At 34.3% G+C, this 22078-nt stretch carries 17 protein-coding genes; 13 read left to right on the top strand and 4 right to left on the bottom strand.

Translation table 11 applies throughout. The features are described 5' to 3' along the window. Nucleotides 1–153: 153 nt before the first annotated feature. From RM539_RS12100 to RM539_RS12085, 4 genes are read left to right on the top strand one after another with little or no spacing between them, the layout of a single operon-like run. A complete protein-coding gene (locus RM539_RS12100; protein ID WP_311503662.1) occupies nucleotides 154–1224 on the top strand; it encodes a ComEC/Rec2 family competence protein in 1071 nt (356 codons plus the stop codon). Next, entirely contained in the window at nucleotides 1221–2615 is a 1395-nt protein-coding gene (locus RM539_RS12095; RefSeq protein WP_289021629.1) for an ABC-three component system protein, read from the top strand. Before RM539_RS12100 ends, RM539_RS12095 begins: the two co-directional genes overlap by 4 nt. Continuing rightward, nucleotides 2590–3123 carry an ABC-three component system middle component 1 gene (locus RM539_RS12090; protein WP_311503661.1) on the top strand — a complete coding sequence of 178 codons (534 nt, stop codon included), beginning with the start codon at nucleotides 2590–2592 and terminating at the stop codon, nucleotides 3121–3123. Before RM539_RS12095 ends, RM539_RS12090 begins: the two co-directional genes overlap by 26 nt. Further along, the gene (locus RM539_RS12085) at nucleotides 3113–6244 is read left to right on the top strand and encodes an AAA family ATPase (RefSeq protein WP_311503660.1); all 3132 of its coding nucleotides are present in this window, start codon (nucleotides 3113–3115) and stop codon (nucleotides 6242–6244) included. Before RM539_RS12090 ends, RM539_RS12085 begins: the two co-directional genes overlap by 11 nt. A gap of 52 nt (nucleotides 6245–6296) precedes the next feature. Here the strand turns inward: RM539_RS12085 and RM539_RS12080 are convergent, their stop codons facing one another. From RM539_RS12080 to RM539_RS12065, 4 genes are all read right to left on the bottom strand, one after another. Beyond that, nucleotides 6297–8057 (bottom strand): hypothetical protein, encoded by a 1761-nt coding sequence (locus tag RM539_RS12080; protein WP_311503659.1) that lies wholly within the window; start codon nucleotides 8055–8057, stop codon nucleotides 6297–6299. A gap of 17 nt (nucleotides 8058–8074) precedes the next feature. Further along, nucleotides 8075–9043 (bottom strand): endonuclease/exonuclease/phosphatase family protein, encoded by a 969-nt coding sequence (locus tag RM539_RS12075; RefSeq protein WP_311503658.1) that lies wholly within the window; start codon nucleotides 9041–9043, stop codon nucleotides 8075–8077. 725 nt (nucleotides 9044–9768) lie between these two features. Then, entirely contained in the window at nucleotides 9769–10098 is a 330-nt protein-coding gene (locus tag RM539_RS12070) for a hypothetical protein (protein ID WP_311503657.1), read from the bottom strand. Nucleotides 10099–10154: 56 nt separating this feature from the next. Beyond that, a complete protein-coding gene (locus RM539_RS12065) occupies nucleotides 10155–11027 on the bottom strand; it encodes a hypothetical protein (protein WP_311503656.1) in 873 nt (290 codons plus the stop codon). Between the two features lie 256 nt (nucleotides 11028–11283). On the opposite strand from RM539_RS12065, the gene RM539_RS12060 reads away from it, so the two are divergent. The 9 genes from RM539_RS12060 (at nucleotide 11284) to ilvD (ending at nucleotide 21888) form a co-directional block, all read left to right on the top strand. Beyond that, nucleotides 11284–11667, top strand: coding sequence for a helix-turn-helix domain-containing protein (locus RM539_RS12060; RefSeq protein WP_311503655.1), 384 nt, complete (start codon nucleotides 11284–11286; stop codon nucleotides 11665–11667). A 36-nt stretch (nucleotides 11668–11703) separates the two neighbouring features. Next, entirely contained in the window at nucleotides 11704–12624 is a 921-nt protein-coding gene (locus RM539_RS12055; RefSeq protein WP_311503654.1) for a hypothetical protein, read from the top strand. After that, nucleotides 12624–13073, top strand: coding sequence for a hypothetical protein (locus RM539_RS12050; RefSeq protein ID WP_311503653.1), 450 nt, complete (start codon nucleotides 12624–12626; stop codon nucleotides 13071–13073). Before RM539_RS12055 ends, RM539_RS12050 begins: the two co-directional genes overlap by 1 nt. Continuing rightward, nucleotides 13070–15148: a hypothetical protein gene (locus RM539_RS12045; protein WP_311503652.1), complete on the top strand. Its 2079-nt coding sequence runs from the start codon at nucleotides 13070–13072 to the stop codon at nucleotides 15146–15148. The genes RM539_RS12050 and RM539_RS12045 overlap by 4 nt, the downstream gene beginning before the upstream one ends. A gap of 572 nt (nucleotides 15149–15720) precedes the next feature. Then, nucleotides 15721–16920: a site-specific integrase gene (locus RM539_RS12040; RefSeq protein ID WP_311503651.1), complete on the top strand. Its 1200-nt coding sequence runs from the start codon at nucleotides 15721–15723 to the stop codon at nucleotides 16918–16920. 141 nt (nucleotides 16921–17061) lie between these two features. Then, entirely contained in the window at nucleotides 17062–17448 is a 387-nt protein-coding gene (locus RM539_RS12035) for a hypothetical protein (protein ID WP_311503650.1), read from the top strand. A gap of 14 nt (nucleotides 17449–17462) precedes the next feature. Further along, nucleotides 17463–19016 carry a matrixin family metalloprotease gene (locus RM539_RS12030; RefSeq protein ID WP_311503649.1) on the top strand — a complete coding sequence of 518 codons (1554 nt, stop codon included), beginning with the start codon at nucleotides 17463–17465 and terminating at the stop codon, nucleotides 19014–19016. Nucleotides 19017–19595: 579 nt separating this feature from the next. After that, a complete protein-coding gene (locus tag RM539_RS12025; protein WP_311503648.1) occupies nucleotides 19596–20159 on the top strand; it encodes a Crp/Fnr family transcriptional regulator in 564 nt (187 codons plus the stop codon). Nucleotides 20160–20187: 28 nt separating this feature from the next. Further along, nucleotides 20188–21888: a dihydroxy-acid dehydratase gene (ilvD, locus tag RM539_RS12020; RefSeq protein ID WP_311503647.1), complete on the top strand. Its 1701-nt coding sequence runs from the start codon at nucleotides 20188–20190 to the stop codon at nucleotides 21886–21888. Nucleotides 21889–22078: the final 190 nt, after the last annotated feature.

Genomic DNA, 22078 nt, shown 5'->3' with positions numbered 1-22078 from the left:
AGTTTATAAATTTATAATTCTTAAGGTTGATTAATTGTTATTTAATAATGAAATTTGAATAAATTTGAAATAAATTATAATAATCCCCTACGATTATAATATTATTTAGTTTTCAATCATAAAACGTATTGGAAAGAATCAGAATTCAATGGAATGAAAATTAAATTTTTAAAAGCAGGTAACGGGGACAGCATATGGATATCATATACTGATGAAGAAGGGAATTCTAGAAATATTCTTATAGATGGTGGGGTTTCAGAAACTTATTTCGATCCAAAGCTCAACAGGTACGGGGATCTATATACTACTATTCAGGAGATAAAGTCCCGTAAGGAAAAGATTGATCTTCTCATTTTATCACATATTGATAACGACCATATTGAAGGGCTTTTGCAATGGTTCGAAATGGATGAACAGGCCCACATGCTCGTTGAAAAAGTGTGGTTTAATTCCGGCAAAGCCATCGCTGGTTTTTATAAGGAAGAGATGAACGACGGCCTGAAGTTTTATCTTAGAAAAAAGTCTGTAGAAACTGGAGTTCCGGAAGCATTGATATTCGAGGACTATCTTCTTAAGCATAAGCTGTGGGATAAAAAACTGGTTGTGCAGGGTGATACGCTGGACCTGGGTGGGTGTGTCATTAAGGTCTTAACTCCTACTCACGATCAGTTAAAAAAGCTATTAAAAGAGTATAAAAATAAAACTAAGGATCCAATTTACACTGGGGCGAAAATTAGTGACTGGAGCCTTGATCTCAAGAAGCTCATTCTAGCAGAGGAGAGACCTGATTTCAAATTCAGACAGGATAACAGCGTAAAAAACGGGAGTTCCATCTCCTGTATTATAGAATATAAAGAGCGGAAATTTTTATTCCTTGCAGATTCTCATCCTAAAGCGGTAATCAAAGCCTTGATTGGTGAAGGCTATACTAAAACCAATCCCCTGAAAGTTGATTTTTTTCAGATCGCTCATCATGGCAGCAAAGCCAATAATAATAGAAAACTTTTAGAAATAGTCCGTACCAATAATTATGTGATAAGTACGGATAGTAGCACCCACCATCATCCACATAAAAGTCTTCTTGGAAGGATCATTGCCGTAAATCAATCGGCCACACTCCATTTTAATTATGACAGGGTGCGTAAGGGTGTATTTACCAAAAATGATTTTGAAGATTATAAAGAGTTTAAAACAAGACTGATCTCAGAATACGATGGCTTATGAATGAAGATGACCTGAAAAGATACACCGTGAAAGTAAGAAATGGAAGTGGTTGTATTTTTCAACCCATGGATAATGACTTTACTTATATCCTTACCGCGAAACATCTATTTCTTGAAACTTCTGAAGACGATAGAGGGATTGAAGTCAAAACCATGCTAAATGATGGTAATTCCATTGAAATTTTGAGAAATGTAGAAAAGGATGGCGGATGGACCGAAGTTCCTATTCCATTCGATTTACAGCATAACCAAAATTTTTTCTGTCATCCGGAAGCCGATATTACCATATTAAAAATAGACTATTTGGAAGGTTTTGAAAATATTGTCATTGACCTCAATGATAAACAAATCCAGGGCGCAAAACTATGTGGATTCCCTGAATCCAGAACTACTAATCCTGCTGGAGATAGGAATACTTTTTATGAAACCCAACTCTATGTCACTCCTGGTCATTTTGGAGTGACCCTCCAGCTACCACATATTATGAATAAGAAAGATATTGTTGGAATGTCCGGTGGTGGGTTTTTAAGGATTCTAAAGGATCAGATCTTCCTCTATGGTGTACAAAGTAGAATGGCTTCTGGGGCCGATCACGCCCTTGGCCAGGTAGGCATGGTACCTATAAAATACTTTAACGAAATCATCGAGCAGGATCAAAATGAGGGCAAACTGGCCAGGCTACTCCCTTACTATCTTAATTCTTTCTCATTTTTCCAGGATGATTTGTTTTCCATAAAAGCCAGCTTAAAACATCAAACAGTTAAAGATCGCGTAACCAAACTTTTAAAAACTAAAGCCAAAGAAATCATCAGTAGTGATATTACGCCCACCAGTATCCGAGATTATCTAAAGAAAAGGATGTTGATGATCGAGCAGAATGAAGGAGAACTTCAAAAGAAAAAGATATGGTCACTATGGTTGGAATTCCTGACATTTTTGAATATAGCTAAGGAAAAGTCTCATTGCCAGGCCGATTTTCCCGAACTATTTGAACAGGTCAGATTCTTTTACTCGGATGCTGGAGATAGATTTTGGATAGAACACTTACACGAACTTCCCAACATGAATTACGAAGGGCTGAAATATAAAGGCACTGTAGTGGTGGCCACTAATGAACCTTCTCACGACGAACCGGTGTTGGATATATCCTATATCCCTGAGAATATCGCCGTAATAGCCCGTGATTTATCAGATCAAAAAGAAGCCGAAGAAGGACCTAATATTGACGGAAGTTCCCATAATCCTTTTCAACGGTATAAATTTGTAGACCTTTCTGTATTTAAAGAACATCTGGTAAAAGAAGAGATTCAAAATGATTTTGTAAATGATAATTATGCAAACTGCATTAAAACCTTAAAAGAATTATATGAAAAGTTCATTTCATATGAGTGAGTTTCAGGAGAAGTTTAAAAAATCTTTTCCAGAAATTTCCATAGAACACTATACAACTGCTTTTGGGGAAAAGGCTGCCAATGTGTTTCATATAAAAATAGATTCGGAAGAGCGTTTAAAGAATAACTGGAAACAGATCTCCAATTTTATCGCTATGAATTTTCAGCGTCATCTCGAGGATGAATTCGAACAATTCAATATATACCTCTTCTATGACCAGGCATCACCGGTTTCAAAAGAATTAAAGTATAATATTGAAAATGACTTATTCTCCAGTAGGAAAATTGTAATAACCGAAGGTGAAGATTTTAATAAGGTCTTGGATGATTATGTGGTTAATAGTTTAAGTTCCTTCGAACATACCCAAACCGATCTCTCCATCGAATATAGCCAGAATGCAGTTATAAAGGAAACGCTGTTCGGAAAAAAGCTGCGGAAAAAAAATAAAACTTCTGAAGCGAATGCCGTCTATCATGAAATTTTAAAAAAATTCAAAAATGAAGTTTAGATCAGTCATAATATCAGGTTTCAGGGCATACGATGACCCCAGGGACGCTAGCTTTGATTTTTCTACATCAAATGGTAAAGCCTCGAATTTCATATCCTTATATGCTCCTAATGGATTTGGTAAAACATCTTTTTATGATGCCGTTGAATGGGCTGTTACCAATCAGGTTTCCCGGCTTTGGAGAAAAGAAAAACTTACCGATACCTTTATCCGTAACCAGCAAAAGATCGAAGGAACAAAACAGCTTGTGAATATCCTTAAAAATAAAAATAACCTGGATCGTGAAACCTATGTCAAATACCTCACCGATCAGGGGAATAAAACACAAACTAAAAAACTGAAAGTTCATGGTGCCAGCAATTCGGATATTAAAAAAGAGGAGCAAAGCAGCTTTCAAAATGTAATTCTTTCGCAGGAATGGATCGCTGCATTTTTAAAAGAAGATGATGGAAAACTTCGTTATGAAAAATTCATGAAGAATTCTGACCTTCAAGATTTAGATGTATTTTATCAAAATGTAAAAATACTGGCCGAAGAGAATGAGAGCTATATAAAAGGGCTGCGTGAGGAAATTGAAGAATTAAAGTCTCACATTATTAAAGAAAAGGAAGAAAATCTTCTCGAAAAGATCAATAACCAGATCGGAATCATCAATAAGCAGGTTAACCCTACCCTGAAGCCTGTTCTTATGACAACCTCCAGAAAGGAGATTATTCAATTGCAAAACCAGATCTCTGAGGCGATTATAGATCATGACACTATCGATAAATCCTTGCAAATACTGGATTCCTTAAAAATAGCCCAAACCGGAGATGAAAAAGTCATCTCAAAAGATGAATATTTTAAGATCCAGGAAGATCTTAAAAAGATAGCCGAAGACCTCAGAATGATAGAGGAACTTCTGGAGAAGTTTGAACAGGTTGAAAGTGCGACAAACGAAAACAATCAGCTGGAAAAAGAACTCATCAGTCTGCGACGGGATAAAGCAGTTCTGGAAGATATATTAAAAATTTTTCCTTCCTACCTCGAAGTTGAAAATAAACTAGACGAAAAACATGCAAAGATCTCCCAGTACAAAGATCGTATAAAAGTCTATTTGGAAACCCTGGAAAAACAAAAACGTTCATCAATAGAAATCGATTCGGAGATCACCCGGTTAAGCAGATTGCAGGAAACGACCAGGAAGCAGCTCCAGGAAATTCCCACCACCGAGAAAAGATTAAATGAAATCGCCTTAGCTATTTCCAGGTTAGAATTAACCCAGGAACAAGAGCAACTACAATTAAAAACTCTAGAGGCTAAACTTGAAAAATTAAACGAAAGGATTTATGAATTTCGCCTTTTGATCGCCGAAACCAAACAAGGGCAGTATTCTTTACTGAGTGTTCAGGATAATACAGAACTTAGTAATTTGATCAGAACTATCGAATCTAATGATGAGAGACGTTTGTCGCTAAAAGCGGAAGTAAAGGACCTCAATACTCTCATTTCTGAACAAGATTCTTTGAATAAAAGCCTGGAAAATTTTATTCAGGATGGACTGGAACTGGTGAACCAAAAAGAAACCGATACCTGCCCTCTATGTGAACAAAACTATGCGAGCTACGAAACACTTGCTAAACGTATCTCAAATAATAAAGCCCTCTCTGATAGCATTCAAAGACTCCTGAAACAGCGTAATGAGTTACAACAGCAAATAACAGCATTCGACAAAACCGAAGAAAAAGCGCAACAGGACCTGATCGAATTTTATGAGAAAGAACTGAAAGCTCCCTCCGATGAAAGGAAAACGCTTTTGAAAAGTATCGGGGAAATGGAAAAAGAACTCACTAAAGTAAATCGGGATATCCTTCAACTTCAGGATGAAAGATCCGGATTACAAAAGCTGTTTGAGGAAGATTCTATAAAGGGTTTTGAACTAAAACTCACAAAAGACCTGGAGGATACCAAAGAAAAACTGGGAGAGGAAAAAAAGAAGATGAACTTAATCATTGATGCTATTCAGAATAATGAAAAACTTAATGAAGCTACAGAATCCGAGATAAAGCTTTTGGAAAAAGAAATAGCAGAGTTACTTCTCGACCCTGTCTATACGAAAGTGATCCACTGGTTTAAGGAAAATCATCCAGAACGAAAGATCGTATCGGAAGATCTGCAAATAGAACTGTCCTCTCTAAATAATAATATCAAGGACAAAACATCTCTTCAAGCCAGACTAGAAGAGATTATTAACACACTGAATACTGAATTAAAAACCTACTCCAGGCAAAGCCTTTTGCAAGAAAAAAGGGAAATTAGTAAAAAACAAAACGATAAAAGCAGACAAGTTGATATTTACCGTTTCTTTCTGGATGATAAACTAGATATAGAGAGTGGAAACCATAACAAAGAAAAGTTAGAGAGTGAGTTTTCAGGTATAGAAAAAAGAAGCCGTGAGAATATAGAAAAAATAGAAGCATTATTAAAAGAGCTGAATAAACTAAAAGCTTATAGCGAGGTAATTTTACCATACCTCGAATCGGAAAATGCTCGGCAGAAAATAACGGAACTTACGGAAGAAATTCAGTTTGTGGAAAGTAAGGTCAGCCCGAAAATAATGGCAGAGGTAATAGCTACCAGGGAACAATTGGATACACAAATCAGTAACTTCTTTTATGAAGAACTTATCAATGAGATTTATTCTAAAATAGATCCCCATCCGGATTTTACTAAAGTAGGCTTTAAAGCGGATTTTGACGGCAACCGACCTAGCCTTGAAGTATTTGTCATGGATGATAAGGAAACTAAAAAACAGATACCTAACCTGTATTTTAGTACTGCACAAATAAATATCCTTAGCCTTAGTATTTTCCTGGCAACAGCCCTTAAATCTGAAGATTATGACTGTATTTTTATTGATGATCCTATTCAATCCATGGATACGATTAATATTCTTTCAACCATTGACCTTTTTCGAGGGATTATTCTAAAACTTGATAAACAGATTATCCTCTCTACACATGACAAGAAATTCCATGAACTGTTGAAGAAAAAGATCCCTACAAATCTATTCCAATCTAAATTTTTGGAGTTAGAAAGTTTTGGCAAATTGAAAAAACAAAGCGCAACTGAATTTTTATAAGTTTTGGATTAAAAAAAGTGAATTAATTGTAATTAACATAGATTTAATTAATTTAATCCAACATTTTCCTGTTTTGGAAATCTTTTTTCATTGTTTTAATCACATAACTAGTAATTCGTTTAGTGATTAAACCTCTAAAAACTTTTGATGCGTTCCGAAAGAGCCATTTATTTTCGAAATATTTGTTTATTTCATGAGTTAGCATTTTTTTTACCCTCCTTGATAAAGCCGGTTTTATCTTGTCGAAATAACTATTATCAATTTTTGGAAAATCCTCTACGGTATATTTAAATGGATTAGACTGACCATTTGCTTTATCTTCAATAAAATTTATATCAGGTATAATTGGAAGGAAGGTTTTACCCTCGGTTCTTTTACCAAAAATTTCGACAGAACTTTGATCAATATCCTGAAACAACGGATGCGGATTTTCTGGTTCATATTCTAGCATACAGTAAGCTCTTAAAAAATTCCGGGCATTATCTCTTCCTAAAAAAAAATCATGTTTACGAAATTCACGATTCAGAAAACCCCCAAAACCTCCAAGTGAAGCGCATGATATAGGTGGATGATCTTTCAAAACACCAATTTGTTCCCACTTCACAGGAAAGATTAATAGACGCAAGTAATCCTTATAAAAGCTCCCTGCGTGTTTCACCCTGACTTGTTCCCTGAAGGTTGTATATGCCTTTGGAATTACTTTCCAAATGTTATTTTGGAATAATGAGGAGGTAATAGGATTTTCAACCTCTCCAGGTTCATCCTGATTATAAAAATTGGGAAAAGGATCAACCATTATAACTCCCGACATTGGTTTTTTAGGATCCCCTTCGGGTCTTTTTGATTCTAAAACCTGAACTACTTCAGAATAGGGTTCGTTATTTATGGTTCCTCCATCAATACAAGTGAAATCAAATGAAGGATCATTAATTTTAATATCAATACCCTTCTTATTATCTATTTCCAGATTTCGTAGTATACAGTTTTTGACATACTCAGGAGATAAGACTCCTTCAAAGTTCCTTGCAGCTAAGCCTAAAGGGAATGCCCCAGTCGCTTTTGTGCACAGTTTTAATAAATCCCTAGACTCCTGACTAAACGGATCAAAGTTTAAATAGAAATTTTGATCCGTTTTATTATTATGATCAACTTTAAAGTGAGCTACAATCATATGCTCATTCATTCTATGTCCAGGAGTATGTGGAAAATTGGCTGAACTAAAATTTTTAAAATTCAGCTCAAAAGGTATTCCCCTAAGACTGCATAAAGTGAGTAAAATTCTTAGATCTTTTGAAATATAGGAAGGCATAATTTCCCCTGATGAATTTTCTTCAAAGAATTCAAAGACTTTATCTGCTATCGAATCAATTGACTTAGAATTTAACAGAGATGGTATTCCTTCTGGATTATTATCAAAATCATCCGTGCTGAGCATTTTTTCAAATGTGGTTATATTCTTTGCAATATCATCATTTAGTAACACCCAGCTATCATAGAGAAAATTACCGGTTTTCTGATCCGTTGGAATATCTACAGGTTTAAAGCTCTTATAGAAGGATAATGCTGTTATCATACTCACCATTCCTCCGGCTGAAGCACCTCCTAAAGCTTCTATGCTAACATCATGTAAAGGTATTTTTTTCTCAAATTCGGTTAGAGGTTTGTTGTCCTTTAGTTTTTTTCTTATGGATATTTTTTGTTCTTCCCAGTTATTGAGAACCTCTATGAGATAATCCATAAATCCAGCCGTATAAGCACCGGCAGAGACGGCACCAGCCATTGTTATTCCTAAATTGAAAGTTTTTGAATTCATTTTATGATATTTATTGGTTAGCACATCTTAAATTCAGCCCAAAGAGGGTAATGATCAGACATCATATAGGAAATTGTTCGCTTCTCTAATTTGCGATTTTCCATTGCAACTTGGAGAAAATTATAACTACCGGCATTTGAAAACGTCATAGATAAGTTTGGAACGCTTTTGCTATTTTTAAACCAGGCAATTTGATCATAGTATTTTGTTTCATCAAAAATAGATCGCGTAGTTGATTTGGCTTGTAATTGCTCCGGAACATATAACCCCTCCTTTAGAAAAGTTTTATTAAGTAAGTCACCACGTTCGTCAATATTAAAATCTCCTAGAGTAATAAGATTTTGATGATAGGCATTAACATCACCAGCCCAATCAGATAACCACTTAGCAATAGCTCTTAATTCTGGAATTCTTTCCTGAGATTTCTTACCATATAGAATATGTAGTGTTACTAGTATGAATGTATGATTGCAGGATTTAAAACTGACGGCATAGGGTGTCCGAGCAAATTGGGTTTGTAGTGCATTTTCGGAAATATCTTTATCTTTCCATTCTTGAGGAACTACTAATTCACAAGCCAAGCCAGATAGATTAACCCTTCTTGTATCGAATAAATAAGCCATTCTTTCGCCGTTTCCTTTGTCACCTTTTGTTACATCGGTCAAAATAAGGGACCAATGATTACCTAAGATCTTCAAAGTATCTCTAAGTGCTCGAATGTTAGCTCTAACCTCCTGAATTGCAATTACGTCAAAACGTTTTATGATGGCAGCTATACACAAAATAGAATGTAAATCTCGTTTTGGTGAATCGTCTTCTTCCGAGCTCCATTTACGTGTCAAACTTCCAAAAGAACGGATATTCCAGGTAGCTATTAGTAAATTTTTGTCTAATTTTTTGAAAGGAATTTTTGAATCTAAATCCGCTTCAAGTAGTTGTAAATTCTCCAGAACGGAAGATGGAGGATTGCGGGTAATGTTTGTCATAAGGCCTTACTTTTATATATTCATTTATTTTTCCTTCATAGTAATTCTCAAACGAGAGTACATTGGAGAAATATGAGCAAGTAGGGTTGCCTTAAAGAATTCTTTCCTAAATTAATAAATTTTAATTAAACTAAGTATTTGAGGCCATTCACCACTTTTACCTCCATTTCGCAAAAGCTCCATTTCAGTAAAACAGGTTCATTACATTTTGTCTTGGACACGAGCCAAAAAGCTTAGAATCTTCAATATTGAAGAATAATATCGAAAAAGCTTTTTGACTCAAGTCCGCTAGGGGTAACTAAAAATCACCGATCAGGATTTCAGAGGTCTTTAAGATACTTTCTTACTTCACCTTACCTTTTGCTGCTAAAATAATAAGCTATAAAATTAACCGGAGTGCATAAACCGCTAAAAAGCTATTTATAACTCCTCTATAATTTCAAAGCTTGAAGATTAAGGGCATCAAAAGGTAATGTGATGGCGCTGAAAGAAGTAAATAAAAATAGCAGAATGACCTATTCATCCTTATCTACATATTATTTTCTTTTCACCAGCAAAAGGAAAATGCTCAAGATGAAAAAAGTAAATGGTTTGGTTTGAATTTTAACCCTTAAAACATCTCTTTTTTTCATTGCGACCATCGGGAGCAATCAAGATTGTGCCCACAGGCACACATCTTGCGTTTAGTTCCCACTTAATTAAAGATGAATATTAGTAGATGGATACTACTCAAAATTCTCCTTGAATAATCGGTATGCTTCATCCAAAAACTCTCCTTCTTCAAAGGGTAAAAGTTGCACTACTAATTCGAGCGATTTACGTATACTTTCTTCCGGACATTTTATTTTTGAGGGACTGTAAGAATCACCTTCGGAGGCTAAAATACATACATTTAATAGACTTTCTATAGTGGTAAATAACTCTAAATAGCCATCAAATTTTAAAAAGGCAGGTTTCATTTTATTTTTTTGGGAGTTACTTGGGCGAAGTGTATTTAATTTTAATTTCGCCATAGTTTCCAGGGTTTTAATACTCTTTTCTCGCTCGATTTTCATAATTTAAATTTTTGTCATCTACTACTTTTGGCTTTATTTTTCTGTGAATTACAATACTATTTTGCTGTAAGTCCTTCTGAGTATTTTTGATTATGCAGAAGCTCGAGTTCCTTAAGTTTTTTATTTCCTTCCTTACGAACGCTTCTTAAAAATCGTTCCGCTAAATTACTGGCATAATCACTATCTATCATGGTTACGTCATCTGCTGTTTTAAAGTTGAGATTAAACTGTGAATGGCAAAGCTGGCTATAGGCCTTTTTTGAGGTGAATGATTTTTTCGGCAAAACTATCAGGGGGCTTTTGCTAAAATTTTTACAGAGGTTTAAAAGCAGGTCGAGCTTAAAATAGTGGGGTTTCCATTCCCAATATACCCAGATGAGTGCAGCGCAGGTTTGCAATATGATTTGGCTAACCAATACCATCCTTGCACTTTCATCATCCACCATATCTAAAGTATTTGTTTTATCTTCAAAGTAAGATGCCCGGTTCAATCTAAACTCCCATACCTTTCTAATTTCTTCAAATTTCCTGGGGTGGTAGCAATAGCTTGTAAGTGATAACGGACTTTCCTGAAACAAACAATTCCCAGGAAAAAGCACCCGACTTAAAAAATTATCGCCTGCTTCTAAGCGCCGTTTAATGTCATTATGGGAATAATGGATGCTATACAATTGCACCTGTTCCTTCATTGTATTGAACACCTCGCCCATAAAAGTTTTGGGATTGCCAATTTCTTCGTAGCTGATGATAAGCAGAGTGAACTCATAATTTTGTTTAAGATTGCCATTGACTTCAGAATTGAACAAATACATTGATGAATGCCCTTTTTTAATTGCGGCAATCCAGTAAATGGAATGCACATTAACCAAAGACCTGATTACCTCTATGAGGCGCTCCAATACGTGCTGTGGTATGTTTTTGATTTTCATAATATTATTATTTAAAAGTTTTTATTTTTTCCTAATACGGTTTCCCGTAATTGATTTTAACACATTTTCTATATATTTGGAGTTATGGGCAGAAATTTTCATTAGTCAGCCGTTAATTTTATTGATTATGGCTTCAAATTCTGAAAATTAACCCGTGTACCAAACCAGGCGGACTTGTAAAATACAGCCGGTAACCTGTAAATTACCGCTTGCGGAACCTCTTAATACTTTAAAATGAATCCTTATCTTTGAGATTATGACAACAACTACCAAACCCAACCATATAGGCCGCAAAATTGCTCGCATTCGTGAATTGCGTGGAATGAAACAGGAAACCCTTGCCGAAGAACTAGGCATTAGCCAACAAAGTGTGTCGAGCCTGGAAAAAAGTGAAAAAGTGGAAGATGAAACACTGGATAAAGTGTCAGAGATTCTAAAAGTTTCGCCAGAAGCGATTCGTCATTTTAGTGAAGAGGCAGTATTCAATATCATCAATAACACCTTTAAAGATAATAGCGCAAATAATAACAATTACTTCTGCACAATAGATCCAGTTGAAAAAATAGTAGAGCTTTATGAACGCCTGGTTCAGGCTGAAAAGGATAAGGTGGTTTATTTGGAGAAGTATCTGCAGAAATAGTTTTAGAACAATACTCCAAACTAATCTACCAAAATAATGTTTCAAACTAATTACGGAAAATTTGATCCTAATTCATGGGAAGATACATTCCAAATTGTCTTTAAAATTGTTTACAAAGAAGAGGTTTATCAAAAAATGCCAGATTCGAATGGAGATTTGGGGATAGAAGGATTTACTTTAAAAACTGGAAAGGCCTTTCAATGCTATTGTCCGGAAAACAATATTTCTGGAAAAGAATTATATGAAGCTTTGCGCGACAAAATATCAAGAGATATTAAAAAGTTAGAAACTAATTGTAGTGATTTAAAAAAAATTTTAGGAGAGTTAAAGATTCAAGAATGGTATTTAGTTACACCGAAAAACTCTGATAAGAAGATATATGCCCACTGTAGAAAAAAAGAAAGGGAAATCATAAGTAAAAGCCTAGAAATTCTTGATTGCAATTTTAAAATAATCATTCACGAAATTGAAGATTACGTTTCCTATTTAAAGTTTTCTAAGAATGGGATTATGTATAATCCAGTTATAGAGGATAATGAGAAAAGCGACTGGGTAGAATTGGAGAATGCATACGTAGAGAACGCCAAAAGGAAATATAGTAAAGTCTTTGAGAGTGACTATGAAGATTTGTCACAATTGGAAATAACAGTTTTAAAAGCCACTGATTTATCCATCGAGAGATACTTAAAAGGAATTAAACAAATCGAATTTCTTAAAAATGAACATCCTAAAGATTTTGAACGGTTTACCAGAATTGCTTCTCAACTAGAAGAGGATGTTGCTTTTGACTCACTAGGATTGATTGTAGAGAAAAAAGTATTTATAAAAAAACTTACTGAAAAAGTGGAACAAAAATTAAGGGAAGAATTAGAGGGCTTCGACTCTATTTTGTTAAAAGACCTTGCCAACCAGATGGTTTCTGGTTGGGTTTTAGAATGTTCATTAAATTTTATCTGATGAATAAGAATATTATTTTTAAGCGTAGACCGGTTTCCCTTTCTATAGATTACAGACCAGTATGGAAATTAACTCAACTTTTATTGGTTATTTCTGAAGGTTCCAATAAATATGGATGTTCTCTTCTTAAGCTCCACTTATTTTCATGGATCTTTCAAGATAGAAAGCGTAAAATGAAAGTAAAAGAGTGGATCAATAATGATTTTGATGTATCACTTAGCATATGGACATTATCTCCTCACGTAAATAGGGCTGTGGCTTTTGGTATTGGAGAGGAGTTAATTATAGAAGAAAAAGGGAAATACTTAATTACTAAAAAAGGCGCACAATTAGTCCATAAAATTTTAGAAGAAGATGATCTTTTTGGAGATGAAAAAAAAATTTTAGAAGAATTTGGTAAGGTAATTACAGAATCAAGAATTGATGAACTTTCAAAAAATTGGAAATGATTAAATTAAATAGCTTAAGAATCAATATCGTTACTAAAGGAGCTCTTTATGGAGAAGAAATTCAATTTTTTAAAGGTTTAAATGTTATACGAGGAAATAATTCTTCAGGAAAGAGTACTGTTTTTCAAGGTTTGCTCTATGGTTTAGGGATGGAAGAAATTATAGGAGGAAAGAACACTATGGCACTGCAATATGTTCTTAAGGATAAGATTAAAGTTGATGAAAAACAATTACCTGTAATCGAATCTAGTATCCTTCTAGAGATTGAAAATCAAAAAGGCGAGAGTATAACCATACAACGTTATATTGAAAGTGATACTTACGACCCTAGGTACGTAAAAGTATATTTAGGCAAAATAATTAGTGAAACTCCAAAACCAGATATTGAATCTCTCGAGATGTATCTACACGATCAAAATGCAGCGAAAAATTTAAAATACGGATTTCACGCTTATCTAAATACCTTTTTAAATACAGATTTACCTGACGTTAGCTACACAGATGGTTCTTCAAAAAAATTATATCTCCAAACAATTTTCCCATCTTTTGCTATTGAACAAAAAAACGGATGGGCAGATTTTTTAGCAACAATACCATATTATAAAATTAAAGATGTAAAATCAAAAGTTATTGAATACATTCTAAAACTCGATGTGTTAGAGAATCAGAAAAACAAAGAGAATTTAAATTTTGAGAAAAAAATTATAGAATATCAATGGGAACAGAAATACATCGACCTAAAAGATATACTCAAAAGCGAGAATCTGAAAGTGGAAGGCCTAAATATTAAACCTCAGATTTTAAAACCGGAGGATAAGATTTATGTGAGAAGAATGACTGCTGATGGCTATAAAAATTTGGATGAACTATTAGAGATTTTTCAATCGGAGTTGAACGAAATTGAAAAGGAAAGTCTTCCAAAAACTGGGCAGATCAGCGATAAACTTAGTAAGCAGTTGGATCAATTGACCGTTGAATATTCAAAATTGAATTTTTCAAAGCAAAATCTAGTTAATAAGATCGTACTAAGCGAAAAAGATTTAAAGGGTTATAAAAAAGAATACAGCGAAACAATAAATGAATTAGAAAATTATAAAGCATACAAAAAGGTTCGAAAATTCGCAAAAGATGAGGATGTCCAAATAACCCAAGATTTATGTCCAACTTGTAGCCAAGAAGTCAAGGACACCTTACTTCCACAAGACATCAATCAAAATTATATGAAATTAGATGAGAATATTAATCATTTGAAATCACAAAAAGATTTATACTTAGCATTTATTAGGGGACAAGAAAATCAGATTTTTGAACATGAACAGAGGCTTGATAGGCTGTCTGATAAGATAAGGAAAAATAGATCTACGATTAAATCTTTAAATAGAGAAATGATTGCGGATGATAGAATACCTTCCAAATTTATAATTGAAAAAAAAGTAAACTTAGAAAGTCAAATAAGACATTATCAAAAAATTAAAAAACGAATTGATACAGAATTGCAGGAATTCAAGGATATATCTAAAAAATATGCTAAAACTCTAGGTAGGATTAAAGAGTTGCCAAATGCCTTTTACTCTTCTGAGGATCTTAAAAAGATGGATTTTTTTAATAATAAATTCAAGTCACTTTTAGAAAAATTTAATTATAGAAGTTATGAAATAAGGGATATATCAATTCCTTATGATAATTACTTTCCTAACGTGAAAGGTCTTAATTTGGTTAAACGTGTTGATGAAAAGAAGTCTGAAGGTAAAATAAAACATAATTCTTCGGCGAGTGATTTTATTAGAGCTATTTGGTCATATACTATAAGCTTATTTGAAACATCTTATAAGTTTAATGCCAATCACCCCGGCATTTTACTTTTTGATGAACCATCACAGCATGATATGGCTAATAAGGATATGAATAGTTTTCTAAATGTGCTTGCCTCAAATAAGGACTGTCAATCCATTGTATTCGCTTCTTTCGGAGAACGTGATGATATATTTAAACAAGAAACAAAAGGTATCCAAGATTTTCATTTGGTCGATTTTAGTAGGAGAGATAAAATTTTCCAATTGAAAAGTGAACTTTGATTTATACCTTAAAAAAACAATCTAAATCTTTGCTTAATTTTTCTTCTAAAACCCTTGCATAAATCTACGCAACGGAGAGTTTAGAATGTCTTAATTGCTATGAATATGTTGTAAAAATCTTGATGGTTAGTTTAGCTTAGAAAGAATGTATAATATGTATTACTAATTTTTTTATCTTTATGATATTAAAGACGATCAAATTCTATTGGTCTTATAGTTCTTTCTATTTTAGTGAATGATTCGGTGAATATATCCAGAATTAAAGATACGAAGTCGCGGTTTTAAAGAGCTGAAGTAACTTGAAAAGCTTCCTGCCACCCCGACTTTAATAAGTTATATTTTAACACAAATCAAGGGTAATTATATGGTTTTCATATAGTTACCCTTTATTTTTATGTTCAGAATTTAACAAATAGTGTTAAATTTTATGTGAGTTAATCGTGAGTTCACTGGGAATTTGTGAGTTTATCGTGAGTTATTTTTTTGTATTTTTAGCTTACCGGTACTCCATAATTACGTATTGGTAGTTTGACTTTCGCCTTAATTAATTGTTTCATTTAAACAACAAAGCTATGCGTACCAGTCAAACCTTTTCCATTTCTTTTATTATCCGAAAAAAGAAAAAACAACCTAAATCAGCTATCCTCTATGCCCGAATTACCGTTAACGGCAAATCATTAGAAATAAGTTTAAAACGAACTATCCCGGTAGACAAGTGGAACCAAGCTGCCAGTAAACTTGTCGGTAACAATTCTGAAAGCCGGCTAATCAATAAAAAAATTGATGAAACCAAGGCTCAACTCTATAAAACTCAAGACAGCCTTACTAAAGAAGGAATGCTGGTAACCACAGAAACGGTGAAAGCTAGATTCCTTGGAAGTGACCAGCAACATTATACCCTCATCTATTTAATCCACTACCACAAAGAGAAAATGGTTAAGGTTTTAAAGTATGGAACAATGAAAAACTATACAACTACGGAAAACTACCTCAAAGATTTTTTAAAAGCCCAATATCGTACTTCAGATATTTATTTAAAGCAGGTTGATTATCAATTTACCCTGGGATTTGAAAGTTTTTTAAGGGGCTTGCCCAGTCTAAGAAATAACGGGGTAATGAAACATATGGAACGCTTTAAAAAATTGATGCGCCTGGCCGAAGATTTAGACTGGATTGAAAAGAACCCTACCAAAAGGTTTAAACTCCGTTTTGACCAGGTCGATATGGTATATCTATCCAAAGTAGAATTACAAAAGATAAAGGACAAAAAATTCAAAAGAGCTACCCATAAAATCAACCGCGACATTTTTGTTTTCTGTTGTTATACGGGATTGCCCTATGGCGATGTCAAGGAGCTAAAGAAAAAACATATTCAGATAGGTGTTGATGGGAATAAATGGATCTACACCCGAAGAATCAAAACTAATACGATGCTGAGAATCCCACTGTTGGAAGAAGCTGAACGTATTCTGGAAAAATACCAGGACCATCCAAAAGTTTGTTCCAGTGATATTTTACTTCCGGTCTATTCCAACCAGAAAACCAATCAATATTTACGGGAAATCACCAAAGCGGTAAAAATCGATAAAGAATTAAGTTTCCACGCCGCCCGTCATACATTTGCCACAACTGTAACCCTCGCCAATGGCGTTCCTATAGAAACCGTTTCTAAACTTTTGGGACATACAAAATTAGCGACTACTCAAATTTATGCAAGGGTGATTGATTCTAAAATAGCAAATGATATGGGGAAAATTAGAAATATTTTATAAAAATTCGCTATATTTAACATAATTTGAAGCAACTTTTCTTAATAATCCCCATCTAATAATAGTAAGAATTATAATTCTACTAATTAATTATGGACAAGTGCTCCTTAAAAAATTGAGTTTCTATTTAAAAATTAAATAATTATGAAGGTATCTAATATGATTAAAATATTTCTGCTTCTTTCTATTAGTCTATTTGTTACAAATTGTGAAACTAATACATCTAGCCCTACTGAACAAGAAAGTACATGTAGTGACGGTATGAAGGAAGTGAAGAGAGTTTCAGAAATTGAAGGATTTGTAGCTTTTAATACTGATATGAATAAATATATGATTTACTCTGGTATTGACGGCGACTATGATTCGCAAGATGTTGGGATACTTTGTAACAATATACCAGATGAATTTATTCAAGATGAAATTGAGATTATTTTTAGTGGAACATATTATACTTATCCAAATGAAATAGAAAAAAGGATCCCAGGTCAAAATTATTTCTTACTGGAAATCAATTCAATAAAAAAGAAATAACTAAATCATAAAATATGAAAAAACTTTTACTATTATTTTTTTTACTATTCGGAATCACAATATATGGACAATCCAATGGAGATGTCTATTACGATGATTGGCCAACAACCAGACCTTCTAATGAAAGGATAATACAAGAGAATGATTACCCCTCATTATATTTTGTCCCAATAGGTACAACTTGGAATCATAGAATTATAACTTATTTTATTGACAATGGTACTAATGACATAGCTGGCGATAATGAAAATGAAGCAATAAGAGATGGTTTTAATTTTTGGAGCGAACAAACTAGTCTTGCATTTTTAGAGGTTTGTGATGCGGATGAAGCTGACATTATAATTCTTTGGGCTACTTTTAATCATGGTGATGGCGGACCATTTGATGGACCTGGTGGAGTTCTCGGCCATACATTAGGAGGACCACCGCCGAATGCTTTCGGTGAGGACGCAGGGGATATACATTTTGACGATTCGGAAACATGGACATTGAATTTCAGAAATAACCAAAATGATCCCATAGATCTCGTCACCGTTGCTGCTCATGAGATAGGCCACGCGATTGGCTTAGACCATACTGAAGTACCGGGGTCCTTAATGCTTGCTAACTATACTGGATCACACAGGTACTTAGGCAGTGACGATATTGCCGGAATACAAAGTCTTTATGGAACTAAAAGCGAAAACATCATTGTAGGTCCTGCAGAATTTTGTGAGGAAGGAACCTATACTTTAGATACTAGTGGTATTCCACCTAATTCAACTGTTACTTGGGAAGTTAGCCCTGGAAGTTTTTTTGAAAACTCTTCTGGTACTGGTAGTACTGCTTCATTGGAGCTTGACACTTCTATGTCAGTAGGAAGCATAGAACTAAGTTTTACAATTGATAATGGTTGCAGTGAAGTAACCATTGAAAGAACTATTGAAGCAGCCACACCATTGGTTGCTTTGGACTCATTTTGTTATGATTATTATAGTACCACCTGCAACTTTTCCCTTTATAGTGGAACAGGCGATATTGAAGGATTTCTACTAAATGGTTTAGGTACTGATGGTTCCTCAAGTTGGGAATGGGAGCGAGTATTTGGTAATTTTAAGTTTGTTGCATATAACCCTAACTTCGGTAGTATTGGAAATCCAGTAAACAATGGTGAAGGGAGTACGGGAAGGTTTGCAAACATAGAAATTACAGGTCCGGGAACAATTCAATTTAGAGCAAGGGCGAGTAATAATTGTGGTTGGGGTGAATGGAAATATTTTATTGTAAATACTTCCTCAAGATCCTATACCTATAGTTTTGCTCCTAATCCGGCTACTACAGACATTATTATTGAAAATACATCCCTTAATAAACTCACTCAGATACACGATAGATTAAGTAATAATAAAGAGGAGAAAGGAAGTATTATAATTTATGATTTCAATGGAGCTGTAGTACAAACAAAGGAATACGATTTAAACAGTCAATCATTTAATTTGGATGTTTCTAAACTGAAGCCCGGGAAATATTTTATGAAAATAGGAGCTGCAGGGAAAGAAGAAACCCATCAAATTGTCATTCGAAGATAAATTGCCATGGATTTTTACTGAATTTAAAACCCCGGCTTTTCGGGGTTTTGCTTTTCAATTTGAAAAGCAAGAGGATAACACGCTGCGCGATGTTACCAATATATAATCACCTAATTTTCAAGTTTTTATAGTTTGTTTTCTTTTCGCTTTTAACCGAATTTGCGTCAAATGGCTTGGAAACCCGCATAAACAGGCTCAAATTTGCGACAAATTTTCAAAGAGATTGGAGAAAATGGAAATCTTAATTTGTCCTATATTGAATTATTTCAGAAGAATATTTTTACACTAATTCACCATTCACCACTTTAACCTCCATTTTGCAAAAGCTTCATTTCAGCAAAACAGGTTCATTACATTTTATCTTGGACACGAGCCAAAAAGCTTTAATAGATGGTAGTTAAGAAAATACATCGTAAAATCATCTGCAATGGTGCTTTTTGATTGCCTAAATCACAGTTCTTTCTTCTGTATTAATTTAAGTGTCTAATTAATAAAAGCGTCGATTTTGACCTTAATCAATTTTTTCAATATGTATTTACTATAATTTTGGTCTTAAAGAAATTAGATTTTTTCAATAAGATGATGCTTGCAGATTTGATACGTAAAAAAACAGAAATCAACGAAAAGGAACTTGATAAAATTCTTTCCTATTTCAAATCCTATAAAGCTCCAAAAGGTAAATTATTACTTAAAGAAAAGGTTGTAGCCGATAAAATTTTCTTTATTAATAAGGGTTGTCTCCGATTATATTACAGTGATAATAATTACAATACAACAACTCGGTTTATGGCTTTTGAGCATACATTTTTAACCTCGATCGTCAGTTTTATTTCAAGAGAACCTTCGCCGGAATATATAGAAGCTGTGGAAACCTCAGAACTAATGGTGATCAATTATAATGACTTTTTTTATTTAAGAAATACAATACCGGAATGGAATAAAATGTATATCTATATTCTTGAATATGGATTAACGGTAATAAACTTTAAACTAAGTAGCTTGCTAACTCAAAATGCTACCGAACGGTATCGTAGTCTGCTTAAAGATAACCCTGAACTCACACAAAGATTATCCAATACCAATCTTGCAGCTTATTTGAATATTTCTCCGGAAACCCTCAGTAGGTTAAAATCTCATATTTAGTAGGTAAAATAAACTTTAAATTATAATCATGACAAAAATAATTAATAAGTATTCGCGTGTATTAACACAGGATGAAACACTTCCTGGTGCAAAAGCCATGTATTATGCCATTGGATTTAAAGATGAAGATTTTAACAAAGCGCAGGTTGGTATTGCTAGTATGGGATGGGATGGAAATCCTTGTAATATGAGTCTGAACAACTTTGCCACCATCGTACGTGATCATATTAATCAGATCGAAGGCCTGCTTGGTCTACGTTTTTATGCAACTGGGGTAAGCGACGGAATTAGTATGGGTACACCTGGAATGCGATATAGTTTGGTAAGTCGTGATCTTATTGCAGACAGTATAGAAACAAATGCTGGAGCACAATATTATGATGCCCTCATTACCATACCTGGTTGTGATAAAAATTTGCCCGGCTCAATCATAGCAATGGGGAGGCTCAACCGGCCTAGTATCATGTTATATGGCGGCGCAATTGCTCCCGGCCGCTATAAAGGGAAAGAAATTAACCTTGTAAATACTTTTGAGGCTTGGGGAGAAAAAGTTTCGGGGGAAATTAGTGAGGATGACTTTAAAGGTATTGTCCGTCATGCGTGCCCTGGTGCAGGTGCCTGTGGAGGAATGTATACCGCTAATACAATGGCGAGTGCTATTGAAGCTTTAGGTATGAGCCTGCCGTATTCTTCATCCAATCCAGCAGTAGGTCAGGATAAAAAGAAGGAGTGTGCAAATATAGGAAAGGCAATTAAACTATTATTGGAAAAAGATATAAGACCTCGGGATATTATGACCCGGAAAGCTTTTGAAAATGCAATTACTTTGATTATTGCACTAGGTGGTAGTACAAATGCTGTACTGCATTTAATCGCAATGGCTAAAAGTGTTCAAGTCCCACTTAGTATAAATGATTTTCAGGAAATAAGCAACAGAGTGCCGGTATTGGCAGATTTCAAACCGAGCGGTAAATATCTTATGGCAGACCTGCACAAACATGGAGGTATTCCGGCAGTTATGAAATACCTGTTTAACAATCAACTGTTGCATGGTGACTGCCTAACAGTTACCGGTAAAACCGTTGAGGGAAATTTAGAAGATATTCCGAATATTGATTTCAATTCCCAAAAAATCGTGATGCCGTTAGAGAATCCTATCAAACCTAATGGACATTTACAGATATTATATGGTAATCTAGCCGTTCAGGGCAGCGTTGCCAAAATAAGTGGAAAAGAAGGTGAACGATTTATAGGAACAGCACGTGTTTTTGATAGTGAAAAAGCATTCAGCAAGGGGATTAGTACAGGTAAGATTAAGCCTGGTGATGTGATTGTCATCCGTTATATCGGGCCAAAAGGCGGTCCGGGTATGCCTGAAATGTTGAAACCAACTGCAGCTATAATTGGTGCAGGGCTGGGAAAAACTGTGGCATTAATTACTGATGGAAGATTCAGTGGTGGCACACATGGTTTTGTAGTGGGACACATTAGCCCGGAAGCTTTTGAAGGAGGATTAATTGCACTTGTAGAAGACAACGATTTGATAGAAATAGATGCAGTCAATAATACGCTAAAACTAAAGGTTTCTGATGAAGTGATTGAAAAGCGTCGTAAAAAATGGATAAAGCCCCAGATGAAAACTTTTAATGGTGTTCTATTTAAATATGCACAGTCTGTGAAAAATGCTTCCGAAGGATGTGTAACAGATGAATATGTTCAAGAGTTTTAGTAGCGCATTAATTTTAAGCCTTTTTTCAGAGGAATTAATTTAAATTCACCAATCAGGATTTCAAAATTTCTTTAAGAACCTTTCTTATATCACCTTACCTTTCGATGCTAAAATAACAAGCTTTGAAATTAACCGGAGCGCATAAACCGCTGTGCTATTTATAGCTCCTCTATAATTTCAAAGCTTGAAG

The sequence above is a fragment of the Autumnicola musiva genome, assembly GCF_031846585.1.
Classification (GTDB): Bacteria; Bacteroidota; Bacteroidia; order Flavobacteriales; family Flavobacteriaceae; genus Autumnicola; species Autumnicola musiva.
This window is presented reverse-complemented; position numbering and strand designations above follow the sequence as displayed.

Coding starts and splice junctions, on each gene's coding strand:
- RM539_RS12100 (WP_311503662.1), top strand. CDS start 154: ATGAAAATTAAATTTTTAAAAGCAGGTAACGGGGACAGCATATGGATA.
- RM539_RS12095 (WP_289021629.1), top strand. CDS start 1,221: ATGAATGAAGATGACCTGAAAAGATACACCGTGAAAGTAAGAAATGGA.
- RM539_RS12090 (WP_311503661.1), top strand. CDS start 2,590: ATGAAAAGTTCATTTCATATGAGTGAGTTTCAGGAGAAGTTTAAAAAA.
- RM539_RS12085 (WP_311503660.1), top strand. CDS start 3,113: ATGAAGTTTAGATCAGTCATAATATCAGGTTTCAGGGCATACGATGAC.
- RM539_RS12080 (WP_311503659.1), bottom strand. CDS start 8,057: ATGAATTCAAAAACTTTCAATTTAGGAATAACAATGGCTGGTGCCGTC.
- RM539_RS12075 (WP_311503658.1), bottom strand. CDS start 9,043: ATGACAAACATTACCCGCAATCCTCCATCTTCCGTTCTGGAGAATTTA.
- RM539_RS12070 (WP_311503657.1), bottom strand. CDS start 10,098: ATGAAAATCGAGCGAGAAAAGAGTATTAAAACCCTGGAAACTATGGCG.
- RM539_RS12065 (WP_311503656.1), bottom strand. CDS start 11,027: ATGAAAATCAAAAACATACCACAGCACGTATTGGAGCGCCTCATAGAG.
- RM539_RS12060 (WP_311503655.1), top strand. CDS start 11,284: ATGACAACAACTACCAAACCCAACCATATAGGCCGCAAAATTGCTCGC.
- RM539_RS12055 (WP_311503654.1), top strand. CDS start 11,704: ATGTTTCAAACTAATTACGGAAAATTTGATCCTAATTCATGGGAAGAT.
- RM539_RS12050 (WP_311503653.1), top strand. CDS start 12,624: ATGAATAAGAATATTATTTTTAAGCGTAGACCGGTTTCCCTTTCTATA.
- RM539_RS12045 (WP_311503652.1), top strand. CDS start 13,070: ATGATTAAATTAAATAGCTTAAGAATCAATATCGTTACTAAAGGAGCT.
- RM539_RS12040 (WP_311503651.1), top strand. CDS start 15,721: ATGCGTACCAGTCAAACCTTTTCCATTTCTTTTATTATCCGAAAAAAG.
- RM539_RS12035 (WP_311503650.1), top strand. CDS start 17,062: ATGAAGGTATCTAATATGATTAAAATATTTCTGCTTCTTTCTATTAGT.
- RM539_RS12030 (WP_311503649.1), top strand. CDS start 17,463: ATGAAAAAACTTTTACTATTATTTTTTTTACTATTCGGAATCACAATA.
- RM539_RS12025 (WP_311503648.1), top strand. CDS start 19,596: ATGATGCTTGCAGATTTGATACGTAAAAAAACAGAAATCAACGAAAAG.
- ilvD (WP_311503647.1), top strand. CDS start 20,188: ATGACAAAAATAATTAATAAGTATTCGCGTGTATTAACACAGGATGAA.